General features: G+C 54.0%; 16 protein-coding genes. All 16 read right to left on the bottom strand.

The window, feature by feature from the left end:
* Positions 1–71: 71 nt before the first annotated feature.
* The gene (locus tag ACFPOF_RS15210) at positions 72–2,669 is read right to left on the bottom strand and encodes a DUF5054 domain-containing protein (RefSeq protein ID WP_378134058.1); all 2,598 of its coding nucleotides are present in this window, start codon (positions 2,667–2,669) and stop codon (positions 72–74) included.
* 33 nt (positions 2,670–2,702) lie between these two features.
* Positions 2,703–3,449: a response regulator transcription factor gene (locus tag ACFPOF_RS15215; RefSeq protein ID WP_378134060.1), complete on the bottom strand. Its 747-nt coding sequence runs from the start codon at positions 3,447–3,449 to the stop codon at positions 2,703–2,705.
* 28 nt (positions 3,450–3,477) lie between these two features.
* Positions 3,478–5,283 (bottom strand): cache domain-containing sensor histidine kinase, encoded by a 1,806-nt coding sequence (locus ACFPOF_RS15220; protein WP_378134062.1) that lies wholly within the window; start codon positions 5,281–5,283, stop codon positions 3,478–3,480.
* A complete protein-coding gene (locus tag ACFPOF_RS15225) occupies positions 5,280–6,278 on the bottom strand; it encodes a LacI family DNA-binding transcriptional regulator (protein ID WP_378134064.1) in 999 nt (332 codons plus the stop codon). Before ACFPOF_RS15225 ends, ACFPOF_RS15220 begins: the two co-directional genes overlap by 4 nt.
* A gap of 89 nt (positions 6,279–6,367) precedes the next feature.
* Positions 6,368–7,192, bottom strand: a complete 825-nt coding sequence (iolB, locus tag ACFPOF_RS15230; protein WP_378134065.1) for a 5-deoxy-glucuronate isomerase — start codon at positions 7,190–7,192, stop codon at positions 6,368–6,370.
* A complete protein-coding gene (iolG, locus tag ACFPOF_RS15235) occupies positions 7,177–8,205 on the bottom strand; it encodes an inositol 2-dehydrogenase (RefSeq protein ID WP_378134067.1) in 1,029 nt (342 codons plus the stop codon). Before iolG ends, iolB begins: the two co-directional genes overlap by 16 nt.
* On the bottom strand, positions 8,202–9,083 hold the full coding sequence (gene fba / locus ACFPOF_RS15240) for a class II fructose-1,6-bisphosphate aldolase (protein ID WP_378134069.1): 882 nt from the start codon (positions 9,081–9,083) through the stop codon (positions 8,202–8,204). Before fba ends, iolG begins: the two co-directional genes overlap by 4 nt.
* 18 nt (positions 9,084–9,101) lie before the next feature.
* Positions 9,102–10,565, bottom strand: coding sequence for a CoA-acylating methylmalonate-semialdehyde dehydrogenase (locus ACFPOF_RS15245; RefSeq protein ID WP_378134071.1), 1,464 nt, complete (start codon positions 10,563–10,565; stop codon positions 9,102–9,104).
* Between the two features lie 41 nt (positions 10,566–10,606).
* Positions 10,607–11,617, bottom strand: coding sequence for a 5-dehydro-2-deoxygluconokinase (gene iolC / locus ACFPOF_RS15250; protein WP_378134424.1), 1,011 nt, complete (start codon positions 11,615–11,617; stop codon positions 10,607–10,609).
* Positions 11,618–11,624: 7 nt separating this feature from the next.
* Positions 11,625–12,539, bottom strand: coding sequence for a myo-inosose-2 dehydratase (gene iolE / locus ACFPOF_RS15255; RefSeq protein ID WP_378134073.1), 915 nt, complete (start codon positions 12,537–12,539; stop codon positions 11,625–11,627).
* A gap of 13 nt (positions 12,540–12,552) precedes the next feature.
* Complete coding sequence (gene iolD / locus ACFPOF_RS15260) at positions 12,553–14,421, bottom strand: 3D-(3,5/4)-trihydroxycyclohexane-1,2-dione acylhydrolase (decyclizing) (protein ID WP_378134075.1); 1,869 nt, start codon at positions 14,419–14,421, stop codon at positions 12,553–12,555.
* Between the two features lie 325 nt (positions 14,422–14,746).
* On the bottom strand, positions 14,747–15,793 hold the full coding sequence (locus tag ACFPOF_RS15265) for a DUF4432 family protein (RefSeq protein ID WP_378134077.1): 1,047 nt from the start codon (positions 15,791–15,793) through the stop codon (positions 14,747–14,749).
* A 24-nt stretch (positions 15,794–15,817) separates the two neighbouring features.
* Positions 15,818–16,597, bottom strand: a complete 780-nt coding sequence (locus ACFPOF_RS15270; RefSeq protein ID WP_378134079.1) for a glucose 1-dehydrogenase — start codon at positions 16,595–16,597, stop codon at positions 15,818–15,820.
* Positions 16,598–16,612: 15 nt separating this feature from the next.
* Positions 16,613–17,680, bottom strand: coding sequence for a mannonate dehydratase (locus ACFPOF_RS15275; RefSeq protein WP_378134081.1), 1,068 nt, complete (start codon positions 17,678–17,680; stop codon positions 16,613–16,615).
* 30 nt (positions 17,681–17,710) lie between these two features.
* Positions 17,711–18,382, bottom strand: coding sequence for an RraA family protein (locus tag ACFPOF_RS15280; RefSeq protein WP_378134083.1), 672 nt, complete (start codon positions 18,380–18,382; stop codon positions 17,711–17,713).
* 69 nt (positions 18,383–18,451) lie between these two features.
* On the bottom strand, positions 18,452–19,123 hold the full coding sequence (locus tag ACFPOF_RS15285) for a GntR family transcriptional regulator (protein WP_378134085.1): 672 nt from the start codon (positions 19,121–19,123) through the stop codon (positions 18,452–18,454).
* Between the last annotated feature and the right edge of the window lie 45 nt (positions 19,124–19,168).

Raw genomic sequence — 19,168 nt, forward strand, 5'->3', positions numbered from 1 at the left:
GAGAACGGTTTCATTGTAAGTGTTTTCAACCTGAGCTTGAAGCAATGAAGTTACGAAAATCTATTCCGATATTACGATGTTCGGATTTTGATCGTTATAATTTCCCTTGGAGCGAACGAAAGCGTAATGGCATCGTCGAGAATCGCCAGCGAATCCTGTTCATTTTCCAGCAAATCGCATTTCGCTGCCGATTCAAGGCGCAATTGGAAGGCCACCGTTTGCTCCGCGACCGCATCGAGCGCGTTTTGCAATCGAAGCACATAGCCGTCGCCGGTTGCGGCGGTTTTCCACGCAAGCACCTGAATGCCATTCAAATCGTTGCGGAATAGGCTGCGCGACGCTTCAATCCCGTCAAACGAAGAGGTTGCGATCAGCGGAGAACGCCATTGCTCGGCGAGTTTCCATACTTCTCCCTCTTGCCAATTTCCTTGATGAGGCGCTATTCGATAGCGGAAAGTCATATTGCCTTCGATCCATTGCGGATAATTCGTCCCCCACTGGTTATTGAACAAGTTCATATAAACCGCGCTTTGTTCCGGCGTATACAGCGGACTGCATGCAAACACGCCTTTTTCCCCTAACGATAACAAGGGATTGTCTTTAGCCAATATCGCCAACCCCTCGTTGCCGTCCCGAATATCGATCCAGCTGTCAAAACAATGAAGTCGCTGGTTGGCGTTTCTTGCAATATCCTTAAGCGGATCGATAATGGCGCCCAGCTTCTGATAACGATATTCGGGGTGAGCGGTTTTCGGATAGAACTGAACGAATCCGGCGTCGGCGAAGGCCGTCGCTTTTTTATTCAACACGTTTACCGTCATATCGAAATAAGGGTCGTCGTCGCCTAACGATATCGACATCGTCACCTGCTCCGCGTTGCCGAACCGCTGCCGGCTCTCATCTGGCGTCGATAGCGTCAATCTCAGTTCGGCAGACGATCCGGAATGAACGATGTCCAGCTTTTCCAATTTCGTTCTATATAAATGATGATCGATGCGAGGATATCCCGGTTTGCTGAAATCGTTTACGTACCAATCCATTAAATCGAAAGCATAATCTTTGACGAACTGATTGATTTCGTTTTTGCCGTACACATCATATTCGTATACGCCGAACGGCTGGTCCGCCGACGCCCATTCTCTCCCGGTCCGCTTATCCGTTAATTGAACGATGGAGCCGGTTGTCCGGTCGACCCGGATCAGCAGATATCGATTTTCCAGTATCGCAAAATCGTCATTCATCGATGCGACGGATTTAACGCTAGGCTCGGCCGCCTCTTCGCCCGCTTTTAGCTCCTCGAGCCGGTAAGTTCGGTAGCCCAACGGTCCTGCTTCAGGAATGCGGACTGTCCCGTCCGACCCGATCGGCAGCCGTTCTTCCGTCGTTTCGTCCACCAGACAGCCTTGAACGTTCGAGCCGACATGTACGATTTCATCCGTTCTTGTCCATGGAAGCGAGTTGAAAATACTGATTTTGTTCGGTCGGCCTTCTCCCGCATCCGTGCTTTGAAGCGGAACGATGCGCTTGGCAGCTTCGGCGGCGCGGTATGCGTACGCCCGCTTCTCTTCCCAGGACCGTTCCAGCTTGTCATAGGTTTCGGGAAAACGTTCGCGATCTTTCCGGACGTCTTCATCCTCGAACGCGCGCATGCTGTTTCGGCCCGGAAGCAGAAGAATTTTGACATCGTGCCCCCACGTATGTTCGCCGAATAAAAGCGCTTCCTTATACGCTTCCTCAATATCCGCGGCAAAAGGGGATTCTCCGGTTTCCAGCTTCTGAAACGCCGCCATCATTTCCTTGCTCACCGTTTCGCTCCGCACTTCGCGAATCAGCGAAACTTCGTTCGGATACGAGCCCACGCCATGTATCCAAGTATCCGCGAGGTCTTTGCGCACAACCGGAATATCCGTAAACCCGCGGCTCAAAAAATCGGCCGCGAAATCATCCATCGTGCCGACGACCACTTTGGCATTCGGATGCGCGGCGCGCGTCTTCGCCAAGATTTCCGTAATCACCGTTTCATCCTGGGGCCCTGCATTATCATGCGTTTGCTGAAGCGCGAGCCATACCGGGTAATGCCAATCATCCGGCGGAAGCAGGCTGGTTCCGTACTCGCCTTTGGAATAAAAGGTCAACACTTGCTTGCCGTCCGGCCCTTCCCAGAAAAACAGGCGCGGCACGTCTACCGGCAGCGAACATGCATTTACGCCAAGGTGCAGAAAATCGATGCCTGCCCCCTTCAGCAACGAAGGCAGCATCCATGCATGTCCCGGAACGTCGGTCATTTTGGCGGATCTCGTTTTTTTGCCGAATCGTTCGGATAAGCGCGCGGCAACATACAAGCCGCGAATCCATTCCTCCAGCCCGCAAAATTCCGTTTGCGTCGTGAACGGCAGTCCGTGCCAGCTCAACTGCCCCGCTTCCACCAGCTTTTCCAGCTTGCCGCGAAGCTCTTCGTCCGCTTGCTGCAACGATTCGTCGAGCACCCAAGAAGGTACGGTCCATACGAAACGGTGCCCCACCGGGAAATGCGCGGTTTTGTCGCAAATGGAAATAACGTCATGGGCCATGTCTTGCGTATATTGTTTGGTCACCTGGCTCGGCAAATCCGTAAAGCCCAGGTCCACGTGAGTCTTAAACACGACATAAATCGTTTCCAACTGATTCATAAACAGCCTCCATTCGCAATCGCCGATTGTCCGCTACTCCCATTTTTTTTGCGGAAAACGTTTTTTCCGGTACTCGGAAGGCGTGATGCCGTGCGCTTTCTTGAACACTTTACTTAAATAGCTGGCATTCTCGTATCCGACCGTATAGGCGATTTCATACGTTTTCATATCGGTCTGTAAAAGCTCTTTCGCTTTTTCGATCCTGATTTGCGTCAAATAATCCCAGAATGTAAGCCCCGTCTCGGCTTTGAATACATTGCAGAAATAGTTTTTGCTGAGATGAATCCCTTCGGCGACATCGTCAAGCGAAATCGGCTCGTGTAAGTGTTGCTTGGCGTAGGCCTTCGCTCTCTCGACGATCGTTTCCGATAATTCCGGCGGATTCGCCATGCTTTCATCGTTTGGCGGACTCAATTTGCGGGCAAGCTCGCCGAGCATCGTTTCGAGTTCTTCTTCATCCAACGGTTTGAGCAAGTATCCATACCCGCCGTATCGAATCAGGGATTGCGCGTAGGAAAAATCGGAATAGGCGCTGAGCACGATGACATGAACGGAAAGATTCAATTGTTTTAACCTTCGCGCAAGCTCGATGCCGTCCATCTTCGGCATGCGAATATCGGTAATCACAACGTCCGGCTCATGTTCCACGATATATTCGAGCGCTTCCTCGCCGTCATCGAAAATCCGGGCAACTTCAAACCCGAAGCGATGCCATCCAATGCTGCAGACCAGCGCCTCGGTAATGATAGGGTTATCGTCCACCAATACGACGGAGTACAAAGCGAAAACCTCCTCTCGTTCGTCACCGTTAACCGACAGGCAGCTTGATCTGCACAGAAAAGCCTTCATCCTCGATGCTATCGATGGATAATCCAAATGCCGGTCCGAATTTCAATACCAAGCGGCGATGCACATTTAGCAACGCGATATGATGGCCTTCGTCACGGGTATCCAGTTCAGCAAGACGACGGCGCAGTTCTGCCAGGTCGGCTTGCGTCATGCCGTTTCCGTTATCGTATATGGAAATGGCGACTGCCTGATCGTCCAAAGCGACTCGAATGCCGATGCGGCACGGCTTATCCATCCGTTTGAATGCGTGAATAAAGCAGTTTTCCACGATTGGCTGCAAGCTTAATCGCGGAATTTTCACCTCATGCAAACGTTCGTCCACATCAAAGGAAACTTCGACGTCGTGTCTCAGCCACAAAATTTGAATATCCAAATAGTGTTGCAAATGCTTCAATTCGTCCCGCAGCGCAACCATATAGTGATCGTTTCCGATCGTGTACCGAAACAATCTTCCGAGCGAAGTAACCAATTTACCGACTTCTTCGTTTTTTCCCAATGCCGATAACGACTTGATCGTCTGCAGCGTATTGTACAGGAAATGCGGATTGATTCTCGCTTGCAACGCTTTCAGCTCCGAGTCTTTATGCACCAGTTCCAGCTTATAAGCCTCGTTGATCAGCTCATTGATCTGCCCGGTCATATGGCGAAATCGCGAAGATAATACATCGATCTCGTGATACCCGGAAGCCGGGAGAGACGGACCCGCATGATCTTGTCCGATCCATTTTTCGAACCCCGACATTTGTCTCATCAACTGTTTGACCGGCGATGTAATCCGGTTCGAGATCAAGTAGGCGATCATCCAAACGATCGGGATAAAAGCGAAAAACAGGATTACCGCGATGATCCGGAATTGATTTAATTTGCTTGCCACATCGGATAGCGGCACGTTCCAAACGAGCGTCCATCCGTTGACCTCCGATCGGCTGAAAGCAAGCAGTTGACGAGCGGAGCCCGACCCTTGAATCAAATAGCCGTTATCGGTGCTTTTGCGCAGCAAATCGGTAAATTCGGTTCCGAACGACGGTTGTTCCGGACCAACATTCTTATAGACGAGCTTTTGCTTGTCATCAAGCAAATATACGCCGTGGTTCGGAGAGATGCTGAGCCGGTTCAAGATGCTCGCGATTTTACTCATGTTCAGATTGACGACGATCGAGCCGATAATGCTGTCTTTTCGGTAAATGTCCCGAATCGGCGCGACAGCGGATACCGTTTCCGTTGCGGCCGCATTCGAGTCGTAATAATATTGCTGCTCATGCGGCCCTACGAACACCGCTTGGCCTTTCGTCCGGTGCACATCGGGAAACCATTCCGCCGAATCAAAACGATAGTCCAGCCTTACGGACTTGCGTGCGGAATCCAGGCTAGTGCCGTCCGCTTTCACGATGATGATCTCATCGATGTCCGGCTTGAAAATCGTTAAATTGTTAAAGTAGTTTTGAATTTCGCGAATATAGCTCAAATAATATTTCATGCTGATTTTGGCTTTGTCTTTTACCCCGATTTGCACGTTCGGGTTAGACGAAGCATCCATAATCGTTTCCTCGACCTCGTTAAAATAAAAGTCGACGTTCGCCATGACTTCCTTCGTCATCATGGAGGCGTTGTTCCGCGACTGCTCAACCAGGAAATTGGAAAAAATGGCGTACGACGCATAGGTAACGATCGTCAGAAGTACGGTGACGACAACGAAAATGTTGATCATGATCGCAGTTTGTATGGAAGTCTTTCGCTTGAACCGTTTGCCGATACTCCGCTTCATCGGACGGAAGACGCTCTTACGATGAGTTCGGGCTGCAACACGATTCGCTGCCGAACGACGTCGGGTTCCTTAAGCTCTTCGATGATCATTTCGACGACCCTTCTGCCCATATGCTCCATCGGCTGCGCGACCGACGTCAGCGGAGGATCGGTCACTCTCGATAGTATCGTATTGTCGAAGCTGACGAGCGCGAGTTGTTCCGGAATACGGATTCCCGATTCCTTAGCCGCCTGAAGCGCGCCGACCGCCAATATATCATTACAGCAAAACAACGCGCTTGGCGGCGAATCGCTTTGGAGAAGCATGACTGCTTTTTGCTTGGCGTCTTCCAATGTATAGTCGCAGATCATAATCGCGGAATCGGCTAACTCAAACTTCGATTCGACCAACGCTTGTTTGAATCCGCGAATGCGCTCCCGGCTGCTGCTGACTTTGTAGCTTTCGGCAAGCACGGCGAATGTTTGATGTCCCTGCTTAAGCAAATGGCGGGCGGCCATCTCTCCGCCGGCAAAATCGTCAACGACGACCGTATTGACGGCGGCAGACGGAAGTTCCCGGGCGATCATGGCGATCGGCACTTTCTTTTTCAGAAGCCGTTCTATCGAATCCGTATCCTCAATGCCCGTGCCGATGATGATGCCGTCGACGCTTTTTTGTTCGAGCAGCAGCACATAACGCTCAATCCGTTCGATCTGGTTGTCGGTGCTGCAAATAATGACGCTATAGCCCATTTCGTGGCCGTAATCTTCGACCGCTCGGGCAATCTCGGCAAAGAACGGATTCGAAATGTCCGGAATCAGCAATCCGATCGTATAGGTTCGCTTGCCGGTCAATGCGGAGGCGATTACGCTTGGATGGTAGTCCAGACGCTCCATGATATGCAATATTTCTTGACGCCTCTTATGGCTGATCTTGCCTTTGCCGTTGATCGCGTTCGACACGGTCGCGATGGACACGCCCGCTTCGCGCGCTACGTCGTATATGGTCGCTTTCATAACAGACTCCCTCGTAAAGTCGAATAGAAAAAGATGCAGTCACCTCATCTGTCATCTATTATGTGCGCAACGACGCGGCTTCGCAAACCTCAATCCATCCGCCGAGGCTTTGGCATCAGCCATTCATGCTGCGTTTCCACATGGAATTTCCATGTGCGCCGCGGCCCCGCCATTACATTTAAATAGTACGCGTCATAACCTGGCGGCGCGGACACGGGATGATAGCCCCGCGGCACGAGAACGGCTTGGTCATGCTTGACGACAAGCGTTTCGTTCAGCGATTCGTCGTCCGTATACACCCGTTGGACGGCAAATCCGTGTGGCGGATTGATTTGATAATAATACGTTTCTTCCAATAGCGATTCGTCCGGCAGCGCGTCGCGGTCATGCTTATGAGGCGGGTAGCTCGACCAATGTCCGCCCGGCGTGAATACTTCGACGACGAGCAGCGATTCCGCCTCCGCTTGCTCCGGCAAGATGTTGTGGATGAACCGTTCCATGCTGCCCGTTCCGCGCGTTTCCACGCCGACATGCTCCGGAGCGATCACGCGCGCAGGAAAACTGCCTTTGCCGGGAGCCGAGCAAATGGCCAACTGCAGCTCGGTTAACGCCGTCACGCCGAACTCGTCTTGCGGCGGAACATATACCGAATAAGGCGGAGTTTGCTCGAAAACATTCATCCGGCTGCCGATATTCGGCCAAGTCGCATGCTCGGTCGCGACATCCGCTTTCCCTGCCAGTAGGACAAGGCAAATCTCGTTGTCCCCCGTTGGGCGATCCAGCCGTTCTCCGGGCTTCAGCAAGACGCGTTCGAAGCCGACATATTCCCAGCCCGCCGACTCCGGGGTAATGACCAGGCGACCAGCGTCCGTATCCGTCGTCCGCTGCGGCGAAACGATCAAAGATTCGGCCATGTCTGCACCTCCTTCAGCTTGACCGGTTTGCCCAGTTTAACGGAATATTTGCACGCGAGCGCCGTCAATTCCGCCTGGAAGCCGTCATATCCGCTGACCGGCACCGGCTTTCCATGTTGTACGCAGTCGATGAACTGCTTCAGCTCATCGATATAAGCGCCGTCGTAGCGCTCCAGGAAGAAGTGCAGCGGTTTGTCGCGGAAGATGCCTTCGGCCGTGCTTATTTCCGCCGTATTCGGATAATCGTTCGTTACGGCGACGCTGCCCTTCGATCCGAACACCTCCACGCGCTGATCATAGCCGTAGACGGCTTGACGGCTGCAATCGATGACGCCGATCGCGCCGTTCTCGAAGCGCAGCGTGGCGATCGCCGTATCGAGGTCGCCGTGTTCGGCGAACACCGGATCGATCAGCACGCCGCCGTGCGCGTACACTTCTTCGATGTCGCTTCCCGCTACGTAGCGGGCCATGTCGAAGTCATGAATCATCATGTCCTGGAAAATGCCGCCCGATACTTTGATATAATCCGCATGCGGCGGGTTCGGGTCGCGCGATGTAATCTTGATCATGTGAGGCTGCCCGATACCGCCTCCCTGAACGACTTCCCGAACCCGCTTGAAATTGTGGTCGAAGCGGCGATTGAAGCCGATTTGCAGCTGCACGCCGGCAGAATTGACGACGTCCAGTGCTTTTTGGGTTTGGAAAACGTCCATGCTGACCGGTTTTTCGCAAAAAATGTGTTTGCCTGCCTTCGCCGCACGTTCAATGAAGTCGATATGGCTGTCCGTCGACGAGCAAATGAGGACGGCGTCGATATCAGGATTTTGAAACAGAGCGTCGGCGTCGCTTAAGACCGTTCCGATCCCGCGCCCGGCAGCCCATTGCCGCAAGTGATCATCGGCGAACAAATCGCTGATAGCCGTCACCTCTGCTTGCGTCATTGCCAGCAGATGCTCCGCATGAATTTTGCCGATACGCCCGGCGCCAATGATTCCGATTTTTACTTTGTTCATCTTGTCGCAGCTCCTTCCGCCTTGCCGGCGCTTCCGAATTGGCGCATCTTCGCTTGCACAGCCGCCTGAACGGCGTCTCTTCCCGCGCCAAGGGATTTTCTCGGATCGTATTCGTCCGGGTGTGCCTGCAAATATTCGCGTACCGCTTCGGTAAACGCCATCTGGTTGTCCGTGTTGACGTTGATTTTCGCCGTTCCTAATGAAATGGCGGTTTGAATCTCTTCGTCCGGCAAACCGCTCCCGCCGTGAAGCACAAGCGGAACGCCGGTACGCATCCGGATTTCCTCCATGCGGGCGAAACCCAGCTTGGGCTGTCCGCGATAAGGCCCGTGCACCGATCCTAAAGCCGGGGCGAGGCAATCTACGCTCGTCTCTCTAACGAGACGGACGCATTCCTCCGTATTGGCGTACATCGCTTCCGAATCGTCCACGACCAGATCGTCTTCCCTGCCGACGATCCGGCCGAGTTCGGCTTCCACCGAGACGCCAAGCGTATGCGCGATTTCGGTCACGCGGCGCGTGACGGCAATATTTTGTTCCAAAGGATGGTGCGAGGCGTCAATCATGACGGACGTAAACCCCGCGTGAATCGCCTTGACGCACACCTCGAACGACGAACCGTGATCGAGGTGTAGGGCGACCGGCACGTCGATGCCGAGTTCGTCCATCAGGTGCCGGACCATGTCGGCGATGTTCGGCAGACCGCCCATATAGGGAATATAGGCTTCGCTTAGCCCGAGAATGACTGGCGAGCGCTCCGCTTTCGCAGCCAACAAAATCGCTTGCGTAAACTCCAGGTTGTTCAGGTTGAACTGTCCGACCGCATATCCGCCCTTGACGGCGGTAATCAGCATATCCTTCATCGAAACGAGAGGCATATTCGGTTCTCCTCTCCGTTACCAGCGCGCCGTAACCATCTTTTTGCGCGTATAAAATTCGACGCCATCGTTGCCGTTGGCATGCAGGTCGCCGTAGAACGATTTTTTCCAGCCGGAGAACGGAAAAAATGCCATCGGAGCCGGTACGCCCAAGTTGATGCCCAGCATGCCGGCATCGATGTTCTCGCGGAAATAGCGCACGTTGCTTCCGTCCTGCGTGAACAGGCAAGCGCCATTGGCGAATTCCGACCGGTTCGCCAGCTCGACGGCTTCAGCCAGCGTTTCGGCGCGGACGATGGAGAGTACGGGCGCGAAAATTTCGTCCTTCCAAATTTTCATCTCGCTCGTGACTTGATCGAAAATCGTCGGTCCGACGAAATAGCCTTCCTGTCCGGCCGCTTCATCGGTCCGTCCGTCGCGGAGCATGACGGCCCCTTCTTCCACGCCGCTTGCGATATAGCCGAGCGTTCTCGTTTTGTGCGGCTCCCGGATGACCGGACCAAGGAATACGCCCGGCTTCGAACCGTCGCCGATCGTAATTTTGTTCGCGGCCTCGAGCAATTTGTCCACGAGCGCATCGCCGGTATCGCCGACGGCAACGACGACCGAGCAAGCCATGCAGCGTTCCCCGGCGGAACCGAAGGCTGCGCCGGTAATTTGTTGCACCGCCGCGTCCATATCGGCGTCGGGCATGACGATCGAATGGTTTTTGGCTCCGGCGAGCGCCTGAACACGTTTCCCGTTGGCCGAAGCGGTCGTATACACATATTCGGCTACCGGCTGGGAGCCGACGAACGACACCGCATTAATGTCCGGATGCGTCAGAATGCCGTTGACGACGTCGTGGGCGCCATGGACGACATTCAGAACGCCGGCTGGCAGCCCCGCTTCCAGGAACAGTTCCGCCAATCGGTTGGCGAGGAGCGGCGTTCGCTCGGAAGGCTTCAACACGAACGTATTGCCGCAAGCGATGGCAAGCGGGAACATCCAGCAAGGAACCATCATCGGGAAATTGAACGGCGTAATGCCGCCGACGATGCCGACCGGATAGCGGTACATGCCGGATTCGAGATTCGTCGCGATGTCCGGCAGCTGCTTGCCCATCATGAGCGTCGGCGCGCCCGCGGCGAACTCGACGCATTCGATGCCGCGCAGCACTTCGCCATGCGCTTCCGTATAGCTCTTGCCGTTCTCGGCCGTAATCAGCTTCGCCAGCTCGTCCCAGTGGTCGACCAGCAACTGCTGGAACTTGAACAACACTCTGGCGCGCTTCGGTACGGGTGTCTGGCTCCACAACGGAAAAGCTTGCTTGGCCGCGGCGACGGCACGGTCCACATCTTCGCGATTGGAAATCGGGACATGCGCCAACGTCTCTTCCGTGGCCGGGTTCATGACCGGTTCATCTATTTGCGAAACCGCTTCAACCCATTGCCCTCCGATCAAATTTTTCAATACGCCATACGGCTGTTGTTTAGCTGCCATTGATGCCATCCCTTTCTGCTTGTGCATTCATGTCTTCTGTATTACGAGGCCGTGATTTCGCCACGGTTGGAGCGAGCGATATAATCTTCGACTTGCGCTACGGTCGGCATCGCGTCCGAGCAGCTGTGGCTCGAAATGACGATACAGGCGGCCGCGCTGCCGAACTCCATGCTTTTCTCGATCGTCCAGCCCTTCATGAGGCCGTACAGAAATCCCGCCGCATAAGAATCGCCGGCTCCGAACGTTTTGATGACCTTAGCCGGGAAGCTTCTGGCTCTGTGGCTGGAACCGTCCTTCGTATACGCGATGGAGCCTTCCTTGCCGTGCTTAATGATGACGATTTTCGCGTCGTAATCGAACCACTTGGCCGCCGTAATCCGGTCGTCCTTCTCCGGATTGGCTTCGAACCGCTCCATCATGTCGAACTCCTCGCGCGTACCGATGATGATGTCGCATTTTTCCGCCGCCAGGTTGTAGTAAACCGCCGTTTCTTCCGCCGATTTCCACGTATAAGGGCGGTAATCCACGTCGAACGCCACGACGACGCCGTGTTTTTTCGCGTAGTTCAGTGCCTGCATCACCGCTTCGCGCGAAGGGCTCTGAGCGAGCGCCGTTCCGGAGATGAGCAGCAGCTTGGCGCCGGCGATTGCCGATTCGCTTACTTCGTCAGGCTGAAGCTTCAAATCGGCGACGTTGTCTCTGTACATCAGAATGCTGCAATCCGTCGGGCTTTTGATTTCGGTGAAGGCCAGCCCGGTCACCGCCCCGGTCTTGTCAACCGCGAGATGGCTCGTCTCGATGCCGTTGCGCTGCAAGTACCCTGTAATGAAACGCCCCATCTGGTCGTCGGCTACTTTGCCGATAAAATCGCATTTCATGCCAAACCGCGACATGCCGATACAGATGTTCGCCGGAGATCCGCCGACGTATTTCGTAAAGCTGACCGTTTCTTCCATCGGCCGGTTGATTTCGTTCGCGTTCAAATCGATGCACAGGCGACCGATCGCCACGAAGTCCGCCGGCTTGTCGGCCGGAAATGTCACGTATGCCATCGTCTGCTCATTTCCCTTCTTGAACGTCATTCAAAATGCTTTTCAAATGCTGTAATGCGTTGAACGCATACTCGTAAGCCGGATGCGTCGCGGGGTCTTGCTCCCCTTCCAGCATCGCCCATTCCGCATACCCTCTGGCCACCAATTCTTTGATGACCGGAACAAAATCCAGGTCACCGTCGCCCGGTACCGTAAACACGCCTTTACGGATGCAAGTGACGAAGTCCGCATGCTCGAGGCGCGCTTCTTCCAGCACGCTTAAGCGAACATCCTTCAGGTGAATATAACCGATACGGTCGTAATGCTTGCGCAGCACTTCCAGCGGATCGGCGCCGCCGTAATAGGCGTGACCGGTGTCGAAGAGCAAGTAGACGAGCGAAGGATCCGTCAACTCCATCAGACGGTCGATTTCGGCCGGAGATTCGACGACCGTGCGGCCATGATGGTGATACGTCAGCTTGAGGCCATATTCTTGCGCAATGCGGCCTGCTGCATTAAGGCCTTCGGCCAAACTCTCCCAACCTTTGTCATCCAGACGAATAACCTCTTTTTCAAAAGGCGATCTTCTCGGATCGAAATGCAGCGAGCCGCCGACTTCCGCCGTGCTGATGACGGTTGCTCCCATTTGCTTCAGAAACTGCGCGTGCTTGCGGTAATCTTCCAGTTCCTGCTCTCGATAAGCCGGATCGGAGAACAGCACCGATTTCCATTGCGAGACGAGTTGGATGCCGCGCTGCGAAAGCTGCTGCTTCAGAATGTCCGGATCGGTCGGATACTTGCGGCCCATCTCCGTGCCCGTCAAGCCCAAGGATTGAATGTCGTCAACGATCGTTTCGAATGTCGTATCCGCGCCATGCTCCTTGACATCCTCGCCCACCCAGTTGATCGGATGAACGCCTAATTTAAACGGGAATTCCATCATACGTTCGCCTCCTTTAATCGAAATGCTGCGTTTGCCGCAATTTGCCGTTCATCGCTTCGTGCGCCGCCGTTACTTTGCCGCTGACGGAAACCGCGGGAACGCCGACATGCCACCAAGACTCGTAGCCGTCCGTATTCGTTCCCGGTAATACGGCAATCTCGATCAGCGTCGTGACGGATTCGTTGCGAGCCGATTCGATGGCCGCTTTCAGCTCCTCCGCGTTTGTCGCTTTATACGCTTTCGCGCCCAAGCTGCGCGCATGCGCCGCAAAGTCGATCGGCATGTAGGCGCCGCTCAATTGCCCGGTTTGGGCGTCGCGATAGCGGAATTCGTTGCCGAAGCCGTCGCTCCCTTGACCGCGTTGCAAATTGTGAATGCATTGGAAGCCGTGATTGTTGAACAATAAAACGGTGAATTTGCGGTTTTCCTGCAAGCTCGTCACCAGCTCGGAATGAAGCATCAAATAGCTGCCGTCTCCGACGACGGCGTAGACGTCCCGCTCCGGATTGGCCAGCGCGGCGCCGAACGCTCCGCTAACCTCGTACCCCATGCAAGAAAAACCGTATTCCATGTGGTATGTCTTCGGCTCGGTTACGCGCCACAGCCGGTGCAAATCGCCCGGCAGGCTGCCCGCCGCGCAGACGATCACGTCGCTTGGCCGCAGGTTTTCCTGCACGACGCCGAGCGCCCGTGTCTGGGAGAAGCCATCCGTCAATTCCATCTGATAGAGCCGATCGACTTCCGCGTCCCATTCCCGTTTCTGCGCTTCAATATAGCCTGGCTCATTCTGGCTGGCATACCCGGCGGATTCCAAAGCGGCCAGTAGCGCTTGCAGTCCCGCCTTTGCGTCAGCCGCGACAGAAACGCCGGACATTTTGCCCGCGTCCATCTTGTTGATGTTGAGGTTGACGAATTGCACGTCCCCATGCTGGAAAGCCGATTTGGATGCGGTCGTGAAATCCGAATACCGCGTACCGACTCCGATGATCAGGTCCGCCTGCTTCGCGATGCGATTCGCGGCTAGCGAGCCGGTAACGCCGATTGCGCCGACGTTCAGCGGGTGGTCCCAAGCGATCGAACCTTTTCCCGCCTGCGTTTCGGCGATCGGAATTTGGAATCGTTCCGCGAAGGCGCGCAGCTCATCCATCGCATCCGCGTACAATACGCCTCCGCCCGCGATGAGCAGCGGACGCTTTTTGGACGTAATCAGCTTCGCTGCGCGATCATTGGACGAAGCGGTCGGCAACTGGCGATCGATGTAGTGAACGCGCTTTTCGAAAAAGGATGCCGGATAGTCGTACGCTTCCGCCTGTACATCCTGCGGCAATGCCAGCGTCACTGCTCCGGTTTCCGCCGGGTCAATCAGCACGCGTATTGCCTGGTTCAGCGCGGTCATCAACTGCTCCGGCCGAACGATGCGATCCCAGTACTTGCTGACCGGCTTAAACGCGTCCGTCGCCGACATCGTATAATCGCCGGCTACTTCCATCTGTTGCAGCACCGGGTCCGGTTGTCGGCTGGCAAAGTTGTCGCCGGGAAGCAGCAGCACCGGCAGACGGTTGACGGTCGCGGTCGCCGCGGCCGTCACCATATTGAGCGCCCCCGGACCGATCGAAGTCGTGCATGCGTAAATTTGTTTGCGATTTTTCTGTTTCGCGTAAGCAACGGCGGCGTGCACCATGCCTTGTTCGTTTTTACCCTGAATAAAGGCGAGATTACCGGGAGAGCGCTCCAGCGCTTCGCCGATGCCGGTTACGTTGCCATGCCCGAAAATGCCCATTACGCCCGCGATGAACGGCGTTTCCTCGCCATCTACGCTGATGTATTGCTGATTCAAAAATCGGATCAGCGCCTGAGCCATCGTTAATCTCACGGTCGACACATGATCACCCTTTCATTTTGGATTAAGCGCTTAATCTTTTGACCAAAAATAATCGCTATACCATAAAATGAACAAAACATTCTTAATAGGTATAGCGCTTAACCTAATCATATCGAATACACGAAGAAATGACAATAACAAATTTGCGCCCTATGCAATAGGGAATACATTACCAGGTAACTCCGTAACGAAGCTCATCGTTTGCAAAATGTGACTATGAACAGGCAATTTGGGCGAGCAGGAGAGTGTATTTCCAAGGAATCAAAAAATGTAAATAGCGGCGCCCTCGCACCGCTATTTTTCAACCATCTTAAATCTCAAAAATTTACAGCTCGTATGGAGTTGTTCGTAAGCTGAAAATTTTACTCTCTTGGCCACCTATCGCTCCCGCGCTGCCATTGCGAATCGCTTCTTCCAGCCCAAGCGTAGGGTAGCTGGAGAACGGCTCAAGGCCGATATTGTAATGTCGGCCATACCAAGGGTAACCTTCGGTTGCCCCGTACTCCTGCCAGTACCACAAATACGGCATTGCCTCCCCGTCCCACTCCACGTTCATCCCCATGCCGAGAGAGCCGTTCTCGACTTTGTACCATGCCTGCTCGCCAAAGCCAGTCAAGTACATCATCTCCGACAGCGTTCCTTTTTCCGGGAGCAAGGAGAGATCGATCTGTTCCCCCGTTGCCGAGACGCCGAGCGGCCAGTCGTATGTGACGCCGCGTTTCGTTCTACCCGGCGGTGAAACTGGCGAATCGGACGCCTCCGTCAACACTTTCACGTGATCCGGCACGATGATTCGGCATCCCGGTGCAAGGAACGGCTTGCCGAACGCCAAGTGCTGCCCCCACATGTACCGCAGCGGAATGTCGCTCAAGTTGTCCAGTTGCTCCTCGATCAGGAGAGAAGAGGACCCCTTTTCCAGCGTCAGCATTTTGGTCAGCCGGAAAGGCATCTTTTTCGTCCTGACGCTGAACCGTACGGAAATGAGCTGTTCCGTATCCCGCACAATCTCGTAATCCCAGGGCATGTGGGCGACTTCGCCATGCTGTCCATACTGGGCTCCGAGATAAGCGCTTGTCGGCCCGCCGTTAGGGAACACCTCCTGCCAGCCGCCGGAATAGTAATCGACGAACGTTGCTACCGGATCGGGAGAAGTCGGCAAATATTCGTTCGGATTCTGCACGCCGTTCTCGGTCAACCACATGAAGTCGAGGTCTTTCGGCTTGTACAAGTACTCGAAAATTTCCGTGCCTTTGTCCGCTAATACGGATATTCGTACTACATCATTTTCAAGGACAATCGTCCGCATCCCCATATAGCTGATCTGGTCATGAATTCTGCATCCGTAATTGCGCTGAGGCCGATATTGAAACATTGTTGATATCCCCCTGTTAACCGCTTACCCTTTAAGATACACAGGATACAACGTCATTCCGCCATCTACGAACAGGGTTACGCCCGTCACATAGCCTGCTTCTTCCGAAGCGAGCCATGCCGCGGCGGAAGCAATGTGCTTGGGCTCGCCGATCTGATTCATCGGAATAAGCGACAGCACGTCTTGGTTCTGCCTTGGATCGGACAAAATATGTTCGTTCATCGCCGTTACGATCGCTCCCGGAGCGATCGTATTCACGCGGATGCCGTGCGGCGCGTATTCCAATGCCAGTGTCTCGGTCAGCAGCCTCAATCCGCCTTTGCTGGACGCGTAATGCACGTGATACGGCTTTGGAATTTTCTGATGAACGCTCGAAATATTCAGGATGCTGCCTTTGATGTCGTGCGCCAGCATATATTTGATCGCTTCGCGGCAGCCGACGAATGCGCCCGTCAGATTGACGTCCATGACTTTATGCCAGTCGTCCAGCGTCAGCTCATGGGAGGGCGTCGTCGTCTGGATGCCGGCGTTATTGACCAGCACATCCAATCGGCCGAAGGCTTCAATCGTCGCCTTCATGAGTGTAATAACATCCTCTTCCTGGCCGACGTTGCCCTTGACGGCGATCGCTTCTCCCCCGGCTGCCTGCACTTCTTGCACAGTCTCCAAGGCCATCTCTTCGCTACTGTTGTAATTGACGACGACTTTCATCCGCTCTTGCCCGAACCGTACCGCGATGCCGCGTCCGATTCCTTGCGAAGCGCCGGTAATGACCGCTACTTTACCTGCCATGTCCGAAAACATGCAAGCCGCTCCCCCTTATTCCTGATTCACGATCGCAAGCGCTGCTTTCATGTATCCGAGCGCGAAGGCCATCCCCGCATGCCAAGGCGCTTTACACGTCATTTGCGGCGTGTGGTCTGGAATGAATACACCGTCGAACCCGTTTTTCTTGAATACCCGCAGCGCCCGGATCATGTCAATGTCGCCTTCGTCCACGAACACCTCTTGATAATGAGGCACTTTTCCTTTGACGTTGCGGAAATGCACATACCCGACTGCGTTCTGTTTGCTATATTGATCGATCGTGTCGTAGATATCGCCGTCCGTCATTTCCTGCAACGTACCCAGGCAAAATTCCAGTGCGTTGCTTGCGCTTGGAACGATATCGAGCAGCTTCTGGTACAGTTGCGGTTGATTTACAAGCCGGCCATATCCGCGAATCGCCGGCATCGGCGGATCGTCGGGATGGGCCGCCAGCTTGACGCCCGCTTCCTCGGCGACGGGAACGATCTCCTTCAGAAAACGTTCCAGCCGTTCCCACAGTTCTTCGGACGAGATCGGAGGAATGAACCCCGCCGGAGGATTAAAATCATAGGTCATGTTCCAGATCTGGCCATACGGGATCGGTGTTTCTTCCGGCCCTTCCTGAAGATTAAATGTTGCCGTTACGGCGCCTCCACGGGCAACCGGACGATTCACATGCCCCCATACGCCGGCAATGCTGAAATTGTAGCCGATGATGGGAATGCCCGCTTTGCCCACGTTGCGGATGATTCGCTTGAGATTCTCCATCTGCTCCGGTCTCTTCGGACCGTCCATCAACACGTCGTACCAATCCGCCGGACTGAAATTTTCGATCGCTTCGAATACTAACCCTTCGTCATTCATCGCTTGCTTCAGCGCGCGCAAGCTCTCGTAAGACCAAATTTCGTCATTAGGCTTCGCAACGCCCATATTCCGGTTTTTGTCGGTCGACGGCAAGCCCTCGATACCGTTATAGTAATCGACCAGATGGGCGACGATATGCGTACAGCCGGCTTGTCTGGCAAATTGGAAATTATCCTTCGTTAATCGATCGCGATATAGTCCGAGTCCGAGCTTCAAATGACCGTCCCCCTTTGTGGCCTTCTCAACTTACAAAATACCGTACGTTTTGAAAGCTTCCGTGCACAACATCCCGTTCTGAAGCGCTTCTCTGACGACGTTCTCCCCGCTGACCTTTTCCATCGCTTTGCGGATCGTCTCCTCTTCGACTTCTTGAGGAATAACCGCAATGCCGTCGATATCCGCGAACACATAATCGCCGGGACGAATACGGACGCCGTCGATCTCGATCGGTTGCTGGTACGCGATTAAGTTGATGCGCCCTTTGGAATCCGTCGGAACTTGCCCTCTCGTCGCCAGCGGGAATTTCATTTCCATGATTTTCGCCGTATCGCGGCTTAAGCCGTCCACGATCGCACCGCGTCCACCGCGTGCCCGGCATGCTGTAGCAATCAGTTCTCCCCAGAACGCCGCTTCGTCCGGAGCGCCCGTAGAGACGACGAATACTTCGCCGGGCGACACCGAGTCGATCGCTTTCATCTGCAGCTTGTAAGGTTCCGCCGGAATCTCGAACACTTTGGCTGCTTGAGCCGTAAATGCGCGTCCGCTAATTTTCAAGCTCGGATCGATCAGCCGGATGCCTGTTCCGAACGTTTGATTGCGGTAGCCAAGATCGTCAAGAATGTCGGCAATGACCGCCGAGTACAAATTTTGCTCCAGAAAATCGAAATCGAATCCTGCGATTTGGTGAGTTTGTGTCATATGAATAATCTCCTTTGTTCTAAAATCTATAATGTGAAATTTCAGTTGTCCCAAAAATAAAGATGCTAGTTAAAGCATCCCGCCGTTACTTTGCAAATACTCGATCATAATCGATTCGCTCTTCAAAATATGTTCTTCCAGTTTCCGTGATGCCTCCTGTAGATCATAACGCTTGATCGAGGCGACGAAGTCTTGATGCTCTTGATGTCCGGAGACGGAACGCTCGGAATTTTGGAAGAAAAACACTCTTGCCGCGTGAAAAAAGTTGTTCAAAGACTTGTACTGCTCCAGCATGCGGGGATTGCCGCCGCTTCTGACGATTTCGATGTGAAAGCGAACGTCAAGCTCAAGGAAGCTTTGAAAGTCGAACGCATCCGCGGCTAACGACGCTTGCGCTTGTTCGAGAATGCTGCCAAGCGTGACCGCAAGCTGTTCCGCCTGTGGTGGCGTTAGATGAATGACGCACCACGTCTCGATCATCCGCCTGATCTCTGTCGCTTCCTTGATGGCGGTTGCATCTAACGTGGAGACGAATGTGCCGGATCTCGGCTTAACCTCCATCAATCCTTCAAGAACGAGCCTTTTCACCGCTTCGTTCAGCGGAGTGCGGCTGATGTTCATTTTCAGCGCCAAATCTCGCAAATCCAGCCTTTGTCCGCCGACAAACTCCCGATTCAAAATCATCTTCTTAAGCAATTGATAGACTTTCTCCGAAAGCTCCGTGTGCGCAAGATCGAACATCCAGTTCCCCCTTTCGCGCGTAGTGAAATCCATCTAAAATCTGAA

The sequence above is a fragment of the Cohnella soli genome (genome assembly GCF_042655525.1).
Taxonomy (GTDB): Bacteria; Bacillota; Bacilli; order Paenibacillales; family Paenibacillaceae; genus Cohnella; species Cohnella soli.

Excerpts from the sequence above, each read along its gene's own strand:
- ACFPOF_RS15210 (WP_378134058.1), bottom strand. The coding sequence starts at position 2,669 with ATGAATCAGTTGGAAACGATTTATGTCGTGTTTAAGACTCACGTGGAC.
- ACFPOF_RS15220 (WP_378134062.1), bottom strand. The coding sequence starts at position 5,283 with ATGAAGCGGAGTATCGGCAAACGGTTCAAGCGAAAGACTTCCATACAA.
- ACFPOF_RS15225 (WP_378134064.1), bottom strand. The coding sequence starts at position 6,278 with ATGAAAGCGACCATATACGACGTAGCGCGCGAAGCGGGCGTGTCCATC.
- iolB (WP_378134065.1), bottom strand. The coding sequence starts at position 7,192 with ATGGCCGAATCTTTGATCGTTTCGCCGCAGCGGACGACGGATACGGAC.
- iolG (WP_378134067.1), bottom strand. The coding sequence starts at position 8,205 with ATGAACAAAGTAAAAATCGGAATCATTGGCGCCGGGCGTATCGGCAAA.
- fba (WP_378134069.1), bottom strand. The coding sequence starts at position 9,083 with ATGCCTCTCGTTTCGATGAAGGATATGCTGATTACCGCCGTCAAGGGC.
- ACFPOF_RS15245 (WP_378134071.1), bottom strand. The coding sequence starts at position 10,565 with ATGGCAGCTAAACAACAGCCGTATGGCGTATTGAAAAATTTGATCGGA.
- iolC (WP_378134424.1), bottom strand. The coding sequence starts at position 11,617 with ATGGCATACGTGACATTTCCGGCCGACAAGCCGGCGGACTTCGTGGCG.
- iolE (WP_378134073.1), bottom strand. The coding sequence starts at position 12,539 with ATGATGGAATTCCCGTTTAAATTAGGCGTTCATCCGATCAACTGGGTG.
- ACFPOF_RS15265 (WP_378134077.1), bottom strand. The coding sequence starts at position 15,793 with ATGTTTCAATATCGGCCTCAGCGCAATTACGGATGCAGAATTCATGAC.
- ACFPOF_RS15270 (WP_378134079.1), bottom strand. The coding sequence starts at position 16,597 with ATGTTTTCGGACATGGCAGGTAAAGTAGCGGTCATTACCGGCGCTTCG.
- ACFPOF_RS15280 (WP_378134083.1), bottom strand. The coding sequence starts at position 18,382 with ATGACACAAACTCACCAAATCGCAGGATTCGATTTCGATTTTCTGGAG.
- ACFPOF_RS15285 (WP_378134085.1), bottom strand. The coding sequence starts at position 19,123 with ATGTTCGATCTTGCGCACACGGAGCTTTCGGAGAAAGTCTATCAATTG.